The organism is Desulfosarcina ovata subsp. ovata (genome assembly GCF_009689005.1).
In the GTDB taxonomy this organism is placed as follows: domain Bacteria; phylum Desulfobacterota; class Desulfobacteria; order Desulfobacterales; family Desulfosarcinaceae; genus Desulfosarcina; species Desulfosarcina ovata.
The window spans coordinates 4,648,920-4,666,925 of sequence record NZ_AP021879.1; the positions used below are offsets into that span (position 1 = coordinate 4,648,920).

General features: G+C 54.4%; 17 protein-coding genes. 11 read left to right on the plus strand and 6 right to left on the minus strand.

Features of this window, described 5'->3' with window-relative positions:
- The first annotated feature begins 674 nt into the window (after positions 1 to 674).
- Complete coding sequence (locus GN112_RS20585; RefSeq protein ID WP_155311941.1) at positions 675 to 1,907, plus strand: alginate export family protein; 1,233 nt, start codon at positions 675 to 677, stop codon at positions 1,905 to 1,907.
- 824 nt (positions 1,908 to 2,731) lie between these two features.
- Complete coding sequence (locus GN112_RS20590; protein ID WP_162459049.1) at positions 2,732 to 4,111, plus strand: FG-GAP repeat domain-containing protein; 1,380 nt, start codon at positions 2,732 to 2,734, stop codon at positions 4,109 to 4,111.
- A 12-nt stretch (positions 4,112 to 4,123) separates the two neighbouring features.
- Here GN112_RS20590 and GN112_RS20595 read toward each other — a convergent pair whose 3' ends face one another.
- Complete coding sequence (locus GN112_RS20595; RefSeq protein WP_155311943.1) at positions 4,124 to 4,726, minus strand: hypothetical protein; 603 nt, start codon at positions 4,724 to 4,726, stop codon at positions 4,124 to 4,126.
- A 156-nt stretch (positions 4,727 to 4,882) separates the two neighbouring features.
- Positions 4,883 to 6,310, minus strand: a complete 1,428-nt coding sequence (gene gatB, locus GN112_RS20600; RefSeq protein WP_155311944.1) for an Asp-tRNA(Asn)/Glu-tRNA(Gln) amidotransferase subunit GatB — start codon at positions 6,308 to 6,310, stop codon at positions 4,883 to 4,885.
- Between the two features lie 292 nt (positions 6,311 to 6,602).
- Between gatB and GN112_RS20605 the strand changes: the two genes are divergently transcribed.
- Complete coding sequence (locus GN112_RS20605; RefSeq protein WP_155311945.1) at positions 6,603 to 7,379, plus strand: enoyl-CoA hydratase/isomerase family protein; 777 nt, start codon at positions 6,603 to 6,605, stop codon at positions 7,377 to 7,379.
- Between the two features lie 22 nt (positions 7,380 to 7,401).
- Here GN112_RS20605 and GN112_RS20610 read toward each other — a convergent pair whose 3' ends face one another.
- On the minus strand, positions 7,402 to 7,782 hold the full coding sequence (locus tag GN112_RS20610; protein WP_155311946.1) for a hypothetical protein: 381 nt from the start codon (positions 7,780 to 7,782) through the stop codon (positions 7,402 to 7,404).
- A gap of 455 nt (positions 7,783 to 8,237) precedes the next feature.
- Here GN112_RS20610 and dnaK point away from each other — a divergent pair, with 455 nt between their 5' ends.
- Together dnaK and GN112_RS20620 are read left to right on the plus strand one after the other, a co-directional pair.
- Positions 8,238 to 10,151, plus strand: a complete 1,914-nt coding sequence (gene dnaK, locus GN112_RS20615; RefSeq protein WP_155311947.1) for a molecular chaperone DnaK — start codon at positions 8,238 to 8,240, stop codon at positions 10,149 to 10,151.
- Positions 10,152 to 10,316: 165 nt separating this feature from the next.
- Positions 10,317 to 10,754 carry a YbhB/YbcL family Raf kinase inhibitor-like protein gene (locus tag GN112_RS20620; RefSeq protein ID WP_162459050.1) on the plus strand — a complete coding sequence of 146 codons (438 nt, stop codon included), beginning with the start codon at positions 10,317 to 10,319 and terminating at the stop codon, positions 10,752 to 10,754.
- A gap of 114 nt (positions 10,755 to 10,868) precedes the next feature.
- On the opposite strand, the gene GN112_RS20625 is transcribed toward GN112_RS20620, so the two are convergent.
- The 3 genes from GN112_RS20625 to GN112_RS20635 form a co-directional block, all read right to left on the minus strand.
- Positions 10,869 to 11,324, minus strand: a complete 456-nt coding sequence (locus tag GN112_RS20625; RefSeq protein ID WP_155311949.1) for a Fur family transcriptional regulator — start codon at positions 11,322 to 11,324, stop codon at positions 10,869 to 10,871.
- 217 nt (positions 11,325 to 11,541) lie between these two features.
- Positions 11,542 to 12,654: an NAD(P)/FAD-dependent oxidoreductase gene (locus tag GN112_RS20630; RefSeq protein ID WP_155311950.1), complete on the minus strand. Its 1,113-nt coding sequence runs from the start codon at positions 12,652 to 12,654 to the stop codon at positions 11,542 to 11,544.
- A gap of 11 nt (positions 12,655 to 12,665) precedes the next feature.
- Positions 12,666 to 13,508: a rhodanese-like domain-containing protein gene (locus GN112_RS20635; RefSeq protein WP_155311951.1), complete on the minus strand. Its 843-nt coding sequence runs from the start codon at positions 13,506 to 13,508 to the stop codon at positions 12,666 to 12,668.
- Between the two features lie 201 nt (positions 13,509 to 13,709).
- Between GN112_RS20635 and GN112_RS20640 the strand changes: the two genes are divergently transcribed.
- The 6 genes from GN112_RS20640 to GN112_RS20665 all read left to right on the plus strand — a co-directional run bounded on the left by GN112_RS20640 (position 13,710) and on the right by GN112_RS20665 (position 17,978).
- Positions 13,710 to 14,165, plus strand: coding sequence for a ferritin-like domain-containing protein (locus tag GN112_RS20640; protein WP_155311952.1), 456 nt, complete (start codon positions 13,710 to 13,712; stop codon positions 14,163 to 14,165).
- Positions 14,166 to 14,168: 3 nt separating this feature from the next.
- Positions 14,169 to 15,005, plus strand: coding sequence for a DUF3786 domain-containing protein (locus GN112_RS20645; protein ID WP_155311953.1), 837 nt, complete (start codon positions 14,169 to 14,171; stop codon positions 15,003 to 15,005).
- A gap of 3 nt (positions 15,006 to 15,008) precedes the next feature.
- Positions 15,009 to 15,230: a hypothetical protein gene (locus tag GN112_RS20650; RefSeq protein WP_155311954.1), complete on the plus strand. Its 222-nt coding sequence runs from the start codon at positions 15,009 to 15,011 to the stop codon at positions 15,228 to 15,230.
- Between the two features lie 63 nt (positions 15,231 to 15,293).
- Positions 15,294 to 16,772 (plus strand): dihydrolipoyl dehydrogenase family protein, encoded by a 1,479-nt coding sequence (locus GN112_RS20655; protein WP_155311955.1) that lies wholly within the window; start codon positions 15,294 to 15,296, stop codon positions 16,770 to 16,772.
- Between the two features lie 11 nt (positions 16,773 to 16,783).
- Positions 16,784 to 17,482 carry a TVP38/TMEM64 family protein gene (locus GN112_RS20660; RefSeq protein WP_155311956.1) on the plus strand — a complete coding sequence of 233 codons (699 nt, stop codon included), beginning with the start codon at positions 16,784 to 16,786 and terminating at the stop codon, positions 17,480 to 17,482.
- A 190-nt stretch (positions 17,483 to 17,672) separates the two neighbouring features.
- Positions 17,673 to 17,978, plus strand: a complete 306-nt coding sequence (locus GN112_RS20665; protein ID WP_155311957.1) for a prolyl oligopeptidase family serine peptidase — start codon at positions 17,673 to 17,675, stop codon at positions 17,976 to 17,978.
- Positions 17,979 to 18,006 lie beyond the last annotated feature (28 nt).

Below are 18,006 nucleotides of genomic sequence, written 5' to 3' on the forward strand. Positions count from 1 at the left end.
CCGCCGTGTATGGAAATGGCGATTGAATTCTTAGCCAATGGGACACTTTTATCGAGGCCACGATAGCGACCGGGGGAGTGTGGGGGGCCGTCGGCACATTGATTCCGGCATTTGACTAATTATACGTAATTAAATATAGCGTTGCTACTTTGATCATTAATTTGCCTTAAACTGTGCAGACAATACCATATCTAAGCGTTAAAAGTTGATCCGCCTCACAATATAGTGGTTCCGGCCAGTGATTTCTTCTTCTTTTAAATCCACCATAACCACCTATGGATATTAAAATAAGGTGAAAAGTGCTTGACACCGGTAAAACCCGTTGGTAGAAGTCTGCTAATTCATTATGGTAATCTGCGTGAATAAGATTTATTTGTAATTATTTTAAAGTGTTCTCGCGGATTCAGCTGCTCTTGGCAAATTCAACCCAATTTCCATTACGGTGTATTTTAACGCTTCAGGCGTTCGCTCCTTCGCTGAAGGCCCGAGGTTTTAAAATAAATTTGACTCGAAAGGAGGTGGTCGGGGAATAGGCGATGTAATGTTCGATCCAAAGCATTAACGATGAGAATTATTAGGTTATTAGGTTATTAGGTTTGTGGTATCAGCAGTAACGATGACAATTATTAGGTTTGCAGTAAATGTAGGTTTAATCCGTTAAGGAGGAATTAAGCATGAAGAAATTCGCAGCAATATTTTTTGTGGCTGTGCTCAGTCTCGCGCTTACCGCGCCGGCCTTTGCACTGGAAAACCAGTTCGGCGGCTACTTTCGCGTCAGAATGTTTAACCAAACCAATTTTGATGGTGATGATAAGAGCCGCGACACTGAAGCCCAGTTGATCGATAGCCGGACCCGTTTGTACTATACCGCCCTCATCAACGACAACCTCAAGTTTGTCAGCAAGTTCGAGATTGACTCTGTCTGGGGTGATAATGAGTACTATGACTCCGGTAAAGGTAGCCAAGGTAGGTTCGCTGCCGATTCAGTTAATATCGAGACAAAGAACGCCTATATCGATTTCAACCTGGGCCCGGCCAACGTCAAAATGGGTACGCAGGGTGGTGTTATCCAGCGTGGTTTCATCGTTGACGAAGATTTTTCCGGTATCACCCTCGGCCTTACCGGTCTGACCGCCCGGTTTGCCAAAATCGATGAGGATGGCGACAGTTCGTCCGATGATGCGCAGCTCTTCCAGCTTGCCTACGCCCTGGATCTGGGTGGGCTTACGCTTACCCCGAACTTCACCTATTACGACTTATACGACGACCAGGTTGAAATCGAAGGCTATGAGATCCAATTAGAAGATCCGAAAGTTTGGTTCCTGGGACTTGACGTTGACGGTGCTGCTGGTGCATTGAGCTACTGGGGGACTTTTATTTACGAAGGCGGCGAATTGAACTCGGATGTGGATGTTGACGCATTTCTGCTCGCCGTCGGCGCCGGTATGGATCTGAGCGATGCTATGGAGCTTCACTTCGAGACCTTCTATGCAAGCGGCCAAGATGACGATGCTGACGATCTGGAGGCTTTTACCGTTCCTGTTGGCCAGAGTTACTACTGGTCTGAAATCATGGGTTACGGTATCTTTGATAATCAGGTTTCCAACGGTTCCTGCGCGGACTACATTTCCGATATCTGGGCCATTAATGTGGGCGTTAGCTACAAGGTAACCGAAAAACTGTCCCTGGGTGCCGACCTCTGGTATGCTCAGTTGGCAGAGGACAACGAAAATGACGACACGGATCTGGGTACTGAAATTGACCTCAGTGCAAGCTATACCATCGTGGAAGGTTTGCAGCTGGATGTTGTCGCCGCTTACCTGTTTGCCGGCGATGCCACCACCATGGATGTTCACGACGATGAGGATCCCATTGAAATCGGTGCTCAGTTCAGCGTTGCCTTCTAAGCTTTTAAAATGCGTTAAGCAGATATAGCTGATTTGAAGTGCTCTTAATAAAGGCCGGGCGTGTATTTTTGATGTACACACCCGGCCTTTTGTTGGTGTAATGAATCCGGTTGAGCCCCATCGTGCTGCAGACCTGACCGCTTGACAATTTCATGGAGGTGGCGGGGTCCCCCAAGCCTGCCCGCGGTGTACGACAATTGGGTGCATCAGGGTGGGGCGCCATCCTTTTCGGTCTATGGATGGGGGCGGTTTCGTCGGTTAGGCGATGGTGTCAGCTTCATTGCGTAACCAAGATGCTTTCGAAGCTGCTGAAATTGAAAGGGGTATGGGTGCCTATACCGATGGTGTGCGACAATTGGGCATACCAAGGGAATCAACGCGTTGCCCGGTGCAATTCAATATGCCTTGGGAAAGCCCCTATTCGCGTTGAGGTGATATAATTTGGGTGTATTTAATGGACCGACAACGATTTGCTACGAACAGGTGAACGCGTCAATTTTGATGGGGATGGAAAAAGCAGATTACCGCTTGCGGGGGAAACATCATTGAAAACGAAATTGTGTGAAAACAGATAGCTGCTATTTAGAAAAAATAATTGGGCGGCAGGTTGCAGGCGAATTGAAGGACATTTTTTGTTTAAAAGGTGAATCATGAAACTCTTCTCTTTAAAATTTCGTATCTTACTCACTGTGCTGCTTTTGGCGGTGACCATTGGGACAGCGGCCAATGCATTCGCGGCTGAACAAGAAAAAACGTTTTTGATAACCCCGTTTCAAATCAACTCGGAAGAACCGCTCGATTTTCTTAAAAAGGGGATCGACAAAATGCTTGATACACGGCTCACCGAACAAGGGCGGTCAAGGGTTGTGTTTGCACCGGATGTTGAAACAGGCAGCGGGTTCGATGCCGATTATATCATCGATGGTACTATTTTAATTTTCGGTGCGCAGGTGAGCACGGACGTTAAGCTGATAAACGCGGATACCGGCATGGTTGAGCTGAGCTTCGATGAGACGGGAAGCAAAAAGGGGGATGTCATCAAGCATGTCGACCTTTTTGCAGATAGCGTCAGAACCCGCATATTGGGACTTTCTCCGGTTGCGGGGCCGGCCACATCGGTTCCAACGACTGCAACGGCGCCCGCTGCGCAAGCATTCAATCAAGGGCCGGCCATGCTCTCTTCCCAGGTTATTTGGCGGGGACCGTTTCTGAAAAAAACAATTGATAGCCTTCAGGTACAGGACATCGACAATGACGGGAAAGATGAAATCCTCATCCTGGCTGAAAACGTGCTTGAGATTTACCGGCGTGAAGGCGGGCGCCTGATGCCGATATCTAAAAATAAAATAGATGAAATCAATGTCCGTTGCTATTTTTTGGACGCCATCGACTTGGATAAGGACGGTCGAAAGGAAATTTGTGTTACCGGAGTAAATGAAAGCCAGTTGCGGGCCGCTTCTTCGATTTACCGGTTGGAAAACGGGGAGCTATTGAAGCTGCTGGGGCCGGTAAACTATCTTTTCAGGGTCGTGGATGCTGCAACGGGTCCCATGCTGCTGGGCCAGAAAACACTGGGAGATGATTCTCGGAAACTGAAAACCCCCGTGGTTGAACTCGAATTTGGGCAAGGCGGGCAGAGCCTTGTTCCCGCCGGTAAATCCTTTCCTTTTGCCGACAATGTGTTCGGTCTTGCTTTTGGTGATTTCATGAACAACGGGGAGGAGATTGCCGCTGTTCTCGACCTTAAGGGGATTATTTCACTCTATTCCCAGGAAGGCAGGGAATTGTACCGGAGCAGTGACGAATATGGCGGGTCCGCCGCCTATATTGAATACAAAGGCATGCGTTATAACAAGGACGATGGATTTCAGTTGGATCGCATCTTTTTTCAGCAGCGGATTTTTGCAGCGGACGTGAATGGGGATGGGAAGACCGGGTTGGTTGTGGTAAAAAACAGCGACACGGCAAGAGGCCTGCTGACAAGCACACGATTTTACAGGAAGAGTCATATCGATGAACTCCTTTGGAATGAACTCGGGTTCATCGTTCTGGATAAAGGCCAGAACGTGTCCGGATATATCAGCGATTTCAGCCTTGGCGATACGAATGCAGACGGTAAGACAGAAGTGGTGTTCTCCGTGGTTTCGCCTGCAAAAATCTTAAAGGACAGCCGAAGCCAGATTTTTTCAAAGCAGAGATCGTAAAATTGATTGGCGCTATTGGACGCCCTGGTGAAGCAGTTTTTCGGGGTGAATGCGTGGGTTGTATGGTTGTTGCTCGCCCGTTTGCTGCTTCTGCACGTCGCCCGTCCGCCCGGCCACCTCCCGCCCGAATACCTTGGCATTGATGTCAGTGGCGAATGCATTGATTTTAGGAATCACTTCACCCATGCTAGGGGTTACGGCGAAGAAGGGCAAGGGCCGTTGCAGGCCGCTGATATCCACCATTTTTGCATCGATGCTTACGCTATCATCGAACACCGTCAAGCTTCCGTAAAGAACATAGTCGGCATAGAGCTTGCCGCCTACCAGCAAAGCGCGACTCTCTCCTTCAAAATCGGTAACTGAGGCAGCCACTGCTCGGGTTTCATTTTTATTGATCACCTCCACATTGTCCTGCCAGGACAGCCGGGATGCAAGCATGTCGAGAACACCTTCCTGAAGAAAGGATAGGTCGCTTTCGGCGATGATATCAAATGGAAGAATCGCCACGCGGGCTGGTGCGGCAGAGGCAGCGGATTCACCGATGAGAAGCATAAGGGGGAGGGTCAGGAAAAGCAGAAGGGTACGATGCAACGATACTTGAGATTTGTTGTTCAATGGAGTCTCCTATTGTTCAGAGCCTTGGCTTTCAACACTTGCTGAACCCATCTGTGCGGAAGAGGCATCTCTGCGAATCGGTTGAACTTTTATATCAATGCCAATGGGCCTGGATCGCGTAAAGCGGGATTTGGATATATTTCTGACACCCTCACTCTACTTTAGCTTCTTCATCAGGATCTCGTTTACCACCTTTGGGTTGGCCTTGCCTTTGGTTGCCTTCATCACCTGGCCGACGAAAAAGCCGATCAGTTTTTTCTGGCCGCCGCGGTAGCGCTCGACCTCGTCGGGATTGGCCGCAACGATCGAATCGATAATGGGATCAATGGTCGATGTGTCGGAGACCTGCACCAATCCCTTTTCCTCCACAATGGCCTTGGCCGGCTTGCCGGTGTCGGCCATGGCTTCGAATACGGTCTTGGCGATTTTTCCGCTGATCACATCACTATCCAGAAGTTCAAGCAGGCCGGCGAGACCGTCGGGGGTGATGGGGGAGTTCTCGATCTCCAGGCCCCTGGCGTTGAGCAGGCCCAGTAGGTCGCCCATGATCCAGTTGGCTACGGTTTTGGGCTGGTTGTATGCGGTCAGGCAGGCTTCGAAATAGTCCGCCAACTCACGGCTTCCGGTCAGAACCCGGGCATCGGCGGCGGGCAAGCCGAAGTCGGCCTCGTAGCGGGCCTTGCGCTGGGCGGGCAGTTCAGGCATCTCGCCGCGCATGCGTTCGACCCAATTATTGTCGACCACCAGGGGCAAAAGATCCGGGTCGGGGAAGTACCGGTAATCGTGGGCGTCTTCCTTGCCGCGCATGGATACGGTCTGGCCTTTATCCGGTTGCCACAGCCGGGTTTCCTGCACGACCTCGCCCCCATCCAGAAGGAGTTCCTTTTGGCGGGCAATTTCGTAATACAATGCCTTTTCTACATGCTTGAACGAATTAAGGTTTTTGACTTCGGTGCGGGTGCCGAATTCGGTGGCACCCTTGGGCATGATGGAGACGTTGGCGTCGCAGCGGAAACTGCCCTCTTCCATGTTGCCGTCGCTGATATCCAGATAGCGCAGGATGGTGCGCAATTGGCGCAGGTATTCTCCGGCGGCCTCGGGGCTGCGGATATCCGGCTCGCTGACGATTTCCATCAGCGGGGTGCCGGTGCGGTTGAGGTCGACGCGGCTGATGGGACGATCCGGATCGTGGATCAGTTTCCCGGCATCCTCTTCCATGTGAATGCGCGTAATGCCGATGCGTAGGGCCTGGCCATCGACGTCGATGTCCAGGTGGCCGCCCGTGGCGATGGGCAGTTCGTACTGAGAAATCTGGTATCCCTTGGGCAGGTCCGGATAGAAATAGTTTTTGCGGGCGAAGCGGCTTTCCGATTGCACGGTGCAACCCGTGGCCAGGGCCATTTTAATGGTGTAGTCGACCACTTTTTTGTTCAACACCGGCAAGGACCCGGGCATCCCCAGGCATACCGGGCAGGTGTGCGTATTGGGGGGGGCACCAAAGGCGGTCGAACAGCTGCAGAAAATTTTGGTGCGGGTTTTCAGTTGGGCGTGGACTTCAAGGCCGATGACAGGGATAAATTCCATCTGATCTGTCCATGTTGGTTGCGAATTCATCATCGAATGGGTATCAATACTTCCATAATCGCGTGTAAAGGCATGCATTATCACCAACGGCAGGGATTGTAAAGGATGCTGTGAGTGGGGGACAAGCGGGGTTGCGACCGCCTGAAATGATGAGTCTTAACGGTTTGTCGGCACCGATATTTATGCTATGTTAATTATCAAACTACTGCCGAAGACGGGCGCAAGAACAAGCAATTTTGTTCAATTAATAAAATTCCCGATCCTTATCCCCCCAAACATAAGGAGAATCGATATGCCAGAAAGCGTTTTGGTTGCATCTCTGGATCATCACATCGGTGAAATTACCCTCAATCGTCCGAGTAGTCTCAACACCTTCACCCTCACCCTGGCATCGGAACTGAACCAGGCGCTACTTCAACTGGATGGGGACCCGGCGGTGCGGGTGCTCATTATCAAGGGTGCGGGCAAAGCTTTTTGCGCGGGTATCGATGTGTCCGATTTCTCGGATAAAAGCACCATGGATTACCGCGAATGGATCGAGTGCATGGAAACGCCCCTGGTGACCATCAGCCGGATGAAAAAACCGGTCATCGCCCAGGTCCATGGGGTGGCGGCCGCCAATGGGGCTGGCCTGGTGGCGGCCGCTGACCTGGCCATCGCCGCTGAGACGGCCGGTATGGGGCTGACCGCGATCAACGTTGGGCTGAATTGCGTGGGCCCGGTGGTTCCGGTTTCCCGCTCGGTGGGGCGCAAACGGGCCATGGAGCTGTTGCTTTACGGTGAGTTGATCAAGGCGCCGCAAGCGCTGGATATGGGGCTTGTCAACAAAGTGGTCCCGGCCGCCGACCTGGAGATGGAAGCCCGTCGCTGGGCCGCCGTACTGGCTGCCAAAAGCCCGCTTGCCGTGCAGAATGCCAAATCGGCGTTTTATGCCGCCGCCGACCTCGAGTACGACAAGGCCTTCAATTACATGAATGAAGCCTTTGCCCGGCTCTGCTCCACAGCTGATGCCAAGGAGGGGGTGTCGGCATTTTTGGAAAAGCGGACACCGACGTGGAAGGAGAAGTAAATACTGAAGGACAGGCCCTCATTCAGGGACAATACATATCTGTTCCCGCCACCTTGGCTTGAATGCTCTGATCCCCGCCAAATTCAAGGCTCACTTTGCATGGCGGCCTTCCGAACGTGGCCGTCAGCAGCTCGTATCTGCTGTGACTGCATCGGGGGGCGCCGATGATCCGCTTGTCACCCGGGGTCAAGGGCAAAACCATAAGGATGTCGCCCTCATCGCTGCAGGTGCCGTTGATTCGAAGCTGCCCGCTGACGTATTCGCAGGTATCGATGGTCGCATGGGATATTTTCATGTAGGGATTTTGGACATCGCTGATGTCAAAGTCCCTTTTTTCATCATTGCATCCCATCAACAGCAAAAGCATCCCTGCCAGAAAAATTTTTTTCGGTTCAACACGCATGTTTTTGATTTTTCACTCTTTGTGTTTGAGGCCGATTGCCGCCCATGACCTGCCGCCTGAAAGACATGTCGGCGTTCTTCAGGAATTCTTAACGCCTGAGTGTGATTTCGCCGGTGATTCGAACTGGCCACCACAACCAGTGAATGCGTGTCAGGTCGTCCGTCTTTCACCCTCCGGGATTTGTCAGCAAGGTCGATGCCATTTGTCAATGATATTATATTTCATTTGAATACAGATGCTTTTACTTGGGCGTGCGCTTTTGGTCGGTGGATTTGACGCAGAATGTCAATTGTCGTTACAAAAAACGGCCGGCCGAAACAATTTGCCATTATCTAAATCGAAAAATAATAAAAGTAATGAAATGTATTTGACACAAGCAAAATAAGAATTACGGTTTGTCTATCAAAAAATCACCGGTGTGGATCGCCGCACCGGTAAACAGGAGGAGACAAACCATGAGTAAAACCATCGGAATCGATCTGGGAACAACCAATTCATGTGTTGCCATTATGGACGGCGGCGATGCATTGGTAATCAACAATGCCGACGGCGGGCGGACCACCCCGTCAATGGTGGCCATTACCGGCAGCGCAGAACGCCTGGTGGGGCAGGTGGCCAAGCGCCAGGCGGTGACCAACCCGCAGAATACGGTTTTTGGCGTAAAACGGCTGATTGGCCGCAAGTACGATGCCCCTGAAGTGAGCAACGACAGGAAAAACCTGCCCTACGAGATCAGCCCGGCGGACAACGGTGACGTACGGATCACCTTGAATGGGCGTCAATACAGCCCGGCGGAGATCTCTTCGTATATTCTGGCCGATCTCAAAAAATCCGCCGAGGCCTACCTGGGAGAAACGATCACCGACGCCGTCATTACCGTGCCGGCCTATTTCAATGACAGCCAGCGCCAGGCCACCAAAGACGCCGGCAAGATCGCCGGCTTGAATGTTCAACGGATCATCAACGAACCCACGGCAGCCTCACTGGCCTATGGCCTGGACAAGAAGAAAGAAGAAAAAATCGCCGTTTTCGACCTGGGCGGCGGCACGTTTGATGTCTCCATCATGGAGATCGGCGACGGTGTCTTCGAGGTCAAGGCCACCAATGGCGACACCCATCTGGGTGGAGAGGATTTCGACCTGCGCCTGATCGACTACCTGGCCGACGAATTCAAACGGGAGCAGGGAATCGATTTGCGTGGTGACAAGATGGCCCTGCAGCGCCTCAAGGAAGCCGCCGAAAAAGCCAAAATGGAACTCTCCAGCGCCATGGAGACGGATATCAATCTGCCATTTATTACCGCCGATGCCAGCGGCCCCAAACATTTGAATGTCAAGGTTACCCGAGCCAAACTGGAATCCCTGGTGGATGATCTCCTGAAGCGCCTGGAGGGTCCTTGCCAAACGGCCCTCAAGGACGCCGGATTTTCCGGCAGCGACATCAACGAGGTTATTCTGGTGGGGGGCATGACCCGCATGCCGGCCGTACAGCAGCGTGTGAAGACGATTTTCGGCAAGGAACCCAACAAAGGTGTCAACCCCGATGAGGTGGTGGCCATGGGGGCCGCGATTCAGGGCGCCGTTCTGGAAGGCGATGTCAGCGATGTGCTGCTGCTGGATGTGACGCCGCTCTCCCTGGGGATCGAGACCCTGGGCGGCGTGATGACCAAGTTGATCCAGAAAAACACGACCATTCCCACCCGTCAGAGCCAGGTTTTCTCCACGGCCGAGGATAACCAGCCGGCGGTGACGGTGCATGTGCTCCAGGGTGAGCGGGAAATGGCCGGTGACAACAAGACCCTTGGCCGTTTCGAACTCACCGGTATCCCGCCGGCACCGCGGGGCACCCCACAAATTGAGGTGACCTTTGACATCGATGCCAACGGTATCGTGGAGGTTTCGGCCAAGGACAATGCCAGCGGAAAGGCCCAAAGCATTCGGATTACCTCCTCATCGGGTCTCTCCAAGGAAGAGATCGAGCGCTTGGTCAAGGACGCGGAACTGAATGCCGATGCCGACCAGCGGAAGAAAGAACGGGTCGAGGTTAAGAATCATGCCGATGCCCTGATCTACCAGACCCAGAAGTCCATGGACGAGATGGGGGCCAATGTGGACGGCGCCCTGCGCATGGAGATCGACGATGCCGTGGCCAATCTCAAACAGGCTCTCAAAGGTGACGACACCGACCAGATCCGTACGCTGACCGAGGTGCTCACGCGCGCTTCGCATAAGCTGGCGGAATCCGTGTACCAACAGCAGGCCGGCCCGAAGGGCGATGGATCGCAGGCCGGGCAGGGCGGTGGCCAGGCACGGTCGAACGCCTCCAAGGATGACGATGTGGTTGATGCCGAGTTCCAGGAAGTGGCATAATTCAACAGGCCGGGCAATTTGCCCGGCCTTTTGTTTAATGGGGCCTCAATGACAGCTATCATTGGCTGCTACGAGTACCAATGCCTTGAACCTACCGGTGGAGGGTGGTATACACGGCACATGCCGATATCACCGACCCAATTCCTCCCAATGCATGAGGCAACGATGAAAAAATGGACTCCACTGCTCCTGCTGGCCACCCTGCTTCTTCTCACGCTCGGATGCAGCAAGAAACACGGGCCCGAACCGATTGTGATTCCCAAGGATGCCACCAAAATGGAGGTCTCCTTTACCTGGGCGGGCATCGACACCTGTACCCATGATTCGCCTGAAATCCAGGTGACCCGTGTTCCCGCAGGCACCGTGGAATTGCAGGTCCGACTCAAGGATACCAATGAGCCGGCCTGGAATCACGGGGGCGGCAAGGTAGCCTATGACGGGTCGGGAACGATTTCTGCCGGTGCCCTCAACCGGGGGTATAACGGTCCTTGCCCGCCCTGGGACCAGAGTCACAAATACGAATTTTCGGTCATGGCCGTGGATGATCAGGGGACGATCATCGGATTCGGCAAGGCCCGGCAGCTTTTTCCACCCAAAAACTGACGGATTCGAAAAACCGAATTTCGAATGATTGAGAATCCGTCGGAACTGTGAATTTTACAATTTCATCAAGAATTGATTATTTTTTGCCAGAAAGCCGGGCGGTTGCCCGGCTTTTCATTTTGATCCCTGATTTTTCTTGGCCTGACAGTCCGGGCAGACACCAAAAAAATCGAGGCGATGGCGGGTGATGGTAAATCCGGTTTCGCGCATCAGTTCCGCGGTCATGTTTGAAAGCGCCGCAATATCCGGATCGAGGATTTTTTTACAGACCGTACAGACCACGTGGGGATGATCGTAGGGTTTGTTGCCGTCGTAACGGTTGCTGTCGTCACTGAATCCCAGTTCCAGGACCTGATTAAGTTCCTTGAGAACCGAGATATTTTTGTAGACGGTGGCCAGGCTGGTGGTGGGGAAGTCCGGTTTGACCTGGGCGTAGATGGCTTCGACGCTGGGATGACCTTTGCTTTCCGCCAGTATTCTTAGGATGGCCAGGCGTTGGGGGGTGATGCGGTACTGGTTTTCACGCAAGGCGGCAACCATTTTGTGCAGTCGGATTTCAGGATCGGACATGGGCGTGCCATCTTTCGGGTGCATGTTTTTAAAAGAAAACCACTTTCCGCTAATAGCAAGTCGGCATTTTGCTGTCAATGGTCAGCAATAAAGGTGGCTTCCAATTGACAAGATCAACCGGCATGCCAAATTTATATGAGAATGAATCTTAACAACATCTGCCCGGATATTCAATTCAGAGCAACTGATGGGGTAGACCAGCGCCAGCCAGGTGCCCTTATTCGATGGCCTGGAATTGACGCATGAACTTTCGATCGATGTAGTCCTTGACGATAAACGCCGGCCGGCCGCCAAACTCCAGCCAGCGTTTTTTCAGGACACCGGTCCGTCCGCCCAGATTGAAGATCAACAAGTAATCCCCGCCCGGATCGAACGGCATCAGATCACGGCCCTCCAGCCGGGCCAGGAGATTGTGATACAGCACCGGATTTTCGCGTACGGCGTAAACGCCCACCTTGTCCAGCGGCTGTTTTTGGAAGTAGATGCAGTCACCACCACCGAAAATATCCGGGTGCTGGGTGCTTTGCAGAAACGGGTTGACCCGCAAACCGCCGTCCGGCCCGGTGGCGATGCCGGAATCCGCAAAAATCGGTGACGGCCGCACGCCCAGGGCCAGGAAGATGAAGTCCGCGGCCAGGGTCTCACCACCGTCCAGGGTGACGGTGTTTGAGGAGATGGCGCGCACATACCCGCCTTCGCGCATGACAACGCCCCGGCGGCGCAGGCTGCCCATGATCCGGTGTCGGATCGAGTCGCTGAAGCGGCCCATGAAGGTGCGGCCGGCGCAGACGGTGATCCGGGGCATCGTTTTCCCGGTATCTCTGGCCAGTTGCCAGACATTGCCGGCGACTTCGGCCGCTGAGGGTCCGCCGCCGACAATCACCACTTGCGTCTGGTGCCGTTCGAAATGATCCACAAGGCGTCGTTTGGCTTCCATGAGCCGTTCGATGGGTTTGACCGTAAAAATATCCGTGGGATCCCCGTCAATGGGTGGCTTTGGCACCTGGCTGCCCGCATTGCAGGAAAGCACGTCGTAGGGCACGCTGCCGCCGCTTTCGAGCATGACCATTTTTTTCTGGGGCTCGATGCGTACGGCCTTGTCGCGGACGAAGGTTCCGCCCTGTTTTTCGACCACATGGCGGGTGGCGAAACGAATCTGTTCGGGACGGTAGGTACCCGAAAGCATTCCCGGTCCCATTCCCGAATAATAGTGCTCGTCCGATGGGCCGACAACGGTGACGTCAATGCCTTTGGCGGTGATGGCCCCAAGGTTGGCCAGGGTAACCATGTGGGCGTGGCCGCCGCCGATGAGAACCAGTTTTTTTTGCATTGTAATTCCTTTTATTTCCCTTCCAGGGTCTCTTCCATCAATTCGCCCAGCAGCCTCAGGTGGGTTTTCTCCTCATTGGCAATCTGGACCAGTGCCTTGCGTCCGGCATCGTTGACCGCTTTTTCGGATGCCCGCAGGTAGAGATCCAGCGCCTGGGCCTCGATGGACATGGCCAGTTCGATGATTTCGCTGACCGTGTCATAGCTGGGCATGAGCAGATTGGCGTACTCTTCGGTGGTCAGGCCGCCTTCAAGGACACCGGGCAGGGCCTGGTTTTCGAACGTTTCATGGGAGACCGCTTTGCCGGTGGTTTCGGCGTATTGTTTCAAGATACGCTCCTGGTGTTTGATTTCAATCTGAGACAGTTTTTGAAACAGTTGCTTTGCTGGATCGTTGTCTACCTTGCCGGCCATGGTTTCGTAAAAATCCTTCAGGCCGGCCTCGAGGGAGTAGGCCACGGTGAGGGCCTGCTCCACGGAGGTGACGCCGTCGAAAAGCGCCAACCCCTTTTCTTCACCGAGAAATGCCGTGTCGCTGGTCCAGGCCTTGAATCCGCCGGACAGATTCAGGATGTTTTTAAATCCCTGCCCGGAAAGCAGCTGTGCCGCCACCCGGCTGCGGCCGCCAACGGCGCAGTAAACCATTACGGGTTTGTTTTTATCGATTTTGTCCAGATGATCGGTCAACCCCGGCAGAGGCGCCAGGACGGCCCCGGGAATATGGCCGGATTCATACTCTTTTGGCTGACGGACATCCAGAATGGTTACATCTTCCACTTTTTTATCGGCCAGATAGGCTTTGGCCGCATCGGCATCGACGGACTTTACGGGGGTCAGAAATTGTCGCCAGTTCATGGAGGCCTCCATTTGCTGAAAGTTGTGGATTATAGGGGTGGAACAGAAAAAAAGAATCGATTATACATAAAACAAACGGGCGAAGCCATGACTTTTTTGAATGGCACACAGTTTGCTTGAAGTTATGACGCGGACTTACTGTTGATTTAAGTACGGGCCACCGGCGCCCATTTCTCACCATCTTATGGAGGAGGCGTAACCATGAATTTGAGCGAGTACAAGGACATCATCAAGCAGGCCATTGCCAACGAAGTCGAGGCCAGAAAGTTTTACGAGGATGCATCCAACACCCTTAAGGATCCGTACCTGAAAAAGCTCTTCGCCTCCCTGGCCGAAGAGGAGAAGAAACATCGCGATATTCTCACCAAAATCTACACCAGCGATACCGTGGAGACCTATTTTTCGGAAACACGGGATTACAAAGTGGCAGAGACCGTGGATGCACCGGAACTCTCCATGGATATGAAACCGGCCGACGCCTTTGCTCTGGCCATGAAGAAGGAAGAAGAAGCCATGAAGCAGTACACCGAAATGGCCAACCTGTGTGACGATGCGGAAAAACGCAAGATCTTTCTGGATCTGGCCGCCATGGAGCGGGATCACAAACTGAAAATGGAATCCGCGTTTGTGGATATCGGCTATCCCGAGGTATGGTAAGCGATGGCGCTATCCGTCGTTGATCTATACCGGGATGTGTTGCCACGGACCAATTGCGGCGACTGCGGATTTAATAGCTGCCTGGCCTTTGCCGGGATGGTGGTTGCCGAGAAACACCCCCTGGACGGCTGCCCGCACCTGGCGCCGGAGGTGGTGGAACGCTGCAACCAGGAGTTGGGCGGGCAATATGCGGCCGGGAAGTGGACCAAACGGGATCTGGCCGAAGATGCCCTGACGTGGGCCAGGGAGCGTTCCGCCTCCATGCGGCTGGTCGACCTGCCAGAACGTATCGGCGGGCATCTGACGAACGAAGACGGAGAGCCGGCCCTGCACCTACCCTACTACACGGCCAGCGTGATCATCCGTGGCGACGATATCGTGCGGGCGGACGGGGCGGCCCTGACCCGCTGGGAGAAGGTGTTCATCTACAACCATATGGCCCAGGGGGGGCGGCGGATGCCCACCGGCAAGTGGAAGGGGTTTGAGGAATTCCCCAACACCGTGTCCAAGGTCAAGACCATGGCCGCGCATGTGGAGGCCCCCCTGGTGGCGCGTTTTTGTGGCCGGATTGACGAGTTGCGTTCGGCCGCTGCCGGTATGGGCGGCGAAGACGCCACCGGCAAGGCCAACAGCGCCGATGTCGCCGTTCATTTTCATCCCTTCCCCCGGGTACCGGTGATGCTGCTTTTCTGGGATGAAGATCCCGAGGATGGTTTCGGGGCCACGGCCAAATTGCTTTTTGACGAAACCGTCATCGAGCATCTGGATATTGAATCCATCGTTTTTCTGAGTGAGCGGTTGCGGCAGATGCTGTGTGATGCCGCCGATGAAGGAGCGTGATCCATGCAAACCCATGATGTCGCCGTATTCGAACCCTACCCCTTTGTGGTGGGGCAGAAAATCAACATTGCATCCGGTCCCCGCAAGGGTGACTGGGAGGTGGTGGGGGTGACCGAGCGCAAAGTCAGGCTGCGCTGCCCGTTCAGCCACAAGGAGTTCGACTGGAACCGCTTCTGCTACCTGGCCGAAGAGAAGCGGGGTGCTGTCTGGCCCGGTGAGGAGTAAGATTTTAGAGCCGTTTGTACACCGTCGCGGGTTTTGGACGGGCATTGAAACGAGGAGAATCGCATGGCCGTCTACGATTACGATATCGGGATCATCGGCGGCGGTGCCGCCGGTCTGACGGTGGCGTCGGGGGCGGCCCAGCTGGGAGCCAAAACCCTTTTGGTGGAAAAAGAGCCTGCTCTCGGTGGCGATTGCCTGCATTACGGCTGTGTGCCCAGCAAAACCCTGATCCACTCGGCCCGCGTTTGGCATCAGATCAAACACGCCGATCGCTTCGGTCTGTCGGTGGTGGATGTGCCGCCGGTTGACTTTTCCCGGATCGCCAGACGGATTCAGGACGTGATTGCCGTAATCCAGCGGCACGATTCGGAGGAACGCTTCTGCCGGCTGGGGGCCAAGGTGGTTTTCGGCAGCGTTTTTTTCAGGGATGCGCACACGGTGGACCTGAACGGCAGCCGTGTCAGTGCCAAAACATGGGTGGTGGCCACCGGTTCCTCGCCGGCCGTTCCGCCCATCCCCGGGCTTGGGGCGGTTGATTTTTTAACCAACCGCCAAATTTTTTCCCTTGAAACCCGGCCGGGCAGCATGATTATTCTGGGTGCCGGCCCCATCGGCATTGAAATGGCCCAGGCCTTCAACCGACTGGGAACGAAAGTGACGGTCGTGGGGCGGTCCGGTCAGATCCTGTCCAGGGAGGATCGCGATATGGCTGACGCGGTCCAGGCCCGTCTGGCCGCAGAAGGGGTCTCCTTTTACCTGGGGGCCAGCGTGCAGCGGGTATCCCCGGACGGGCCGAGAAAATGCGTGCGTTTGCAGCTGGATTCGGGTAGGAAAATCGACATTCGGGCCGATGCGCTCCTGGTAGCCCTGGGCCGCAGACCCAACGTCGAGGATTTGCGGCTGGAAGCGGCCGGTGTGGCCGTGGAGCCGGCCGGCATCGTTGTGGACCCGCGTTTGCGGACCCGCCAGAAACACATTTTTGCTGCCGGAGATGTTAATGGGGGCTTTCAGTTTACCCACGCCGCCGGCTACGAAGGCGGCATCGTGGTCAGCAACGCCGTATTTCATCTGCCGCGCAAAGTCGATTACACCTGGCTGCCGTGGTGTACCTACACCGATCCCGAACTGGCCAGCATTGGCATGAACGAACGCAGAGCCAGGGCGTCGGGAATCGACTGCACGGTGCTGATCGAATCGTTCGGGGCCAACGACCGGGCCCTGGCCGAAGGGGAGACCGACGGGCGGATCAAACTGATCCTGGACAAAAAGGAAAAACCCCTGGGCGTGCAGATCCTCGGCCCGCGGGCCGGTGACCTGATTGCCGAGTGGGTGGCTACTTTGAACGGTGGTACCAAGCTGTCCTCCCTGGCCTCGGCCGTTCACCCATACCCCACGCTGGCGGAGATCAATAAGCGGGTTGCCGGAAATCTCTTCTCGCCAAAGATCTTTTCCGAGACGGTGCAAAAGGGGCTCAAGTTGTTTTTTAACCTTAAGGGGCGGGCCTGCACACCCTCGGTGGGTGACGGTCCGGCGGAATCCTGAACGGGAGTTTGATGATGCAATCGGTACCCTCCGAATCCAGCAAGACCAGGGCCAGGATCAAAGCCTTGCTGCTGATCGTGTTTATTGCCGGTGCGGTTGTCCTGATTCGCTACTCCCCGCTTCGTGCCTACCTGACACCCGATGGGCTGTCAGGGGTGATGGCGACGGCCGGCGGGTGGGCGCCGGTGGTTTACGTGGTCATTTACGCCGTGGGCATCTGCCTGTTCATTCCCGGGACCCTGTTGACCGGCATCGGCGCTGCTATTTTTGGCCCTTTCTGGGGTTTCGTGTGGGTCTGGATCGGTGCCATGATCGGGTCGGTCGGCGGTTTTTTCATCGGACGGACGCTGGGACGGGATTTTGCCGCTTCACTGATCGGAGACCGGCTCAGCCGTTACGATGCCGCCATTGCGCGCAACGGTTTTGCCACGGTGCTCTACTTGCGGCTGATCTACTTTCCCTTTACGCCCATGAATTTCGGCATGGGCTTGACCCGGGTGCGTTTTGCAGACTATTTTGCCGGTACTGGCCTGGGGATTGTTGTGGGGACGTTTATTTTCACTTTTTTTATCGGTACCCTCAAAACGGTCTGGGTTTCGGGGAACTGGGCCGCACTGATTTCCCCCAAGGTGTTTTTTTCCATCGGCCTGTTTGTTTTCTCATTTTTCATTCCCGTTATCATCAAAAGCTTCAGAGACCGGCATCCATAAACGGGTGCGCCATGATTCGTGAAACGTGAGACACGTTGTCTCATAAAACAGCCGGCCCGTTGTTCCCGACGTGATGGTTTTTATCTTCAGCCACGGGAAGAAGGCCCTTTTACGGGGCCTTTCTCCTTGACGGTGGTGGCATGGATCTTGATAATAGGGAGCAAGATCCGCATTTTTCCATGGAGATCGCATGGAACAGCAGATTCAATTGAAACGGGATTTTTTTGACGACGCCGACCATTACGACATGCTGGCGGCCACCCGCGCCCTGGACATCCCCATGCTGGTGGTGCACGGTGACCGCGATACGATCATTCCCGTGTCTGAAGCCCACCTGGCCCGGGAGGCCAATCCGGCACGGGTGGAGCTGTTGATTGTCGAGGGTGGCGATCACATGCTTTCCCGTTCCGAGCACCAGCAACAGGTCGGTCGTGTGGTTACCGACTGGTTCTGCCGGCAGGCCGGCGTGCCGGTGACCGGCGCTTCAGCCGGATGATCTTTTAATAGAGAAATAAAATAATAAC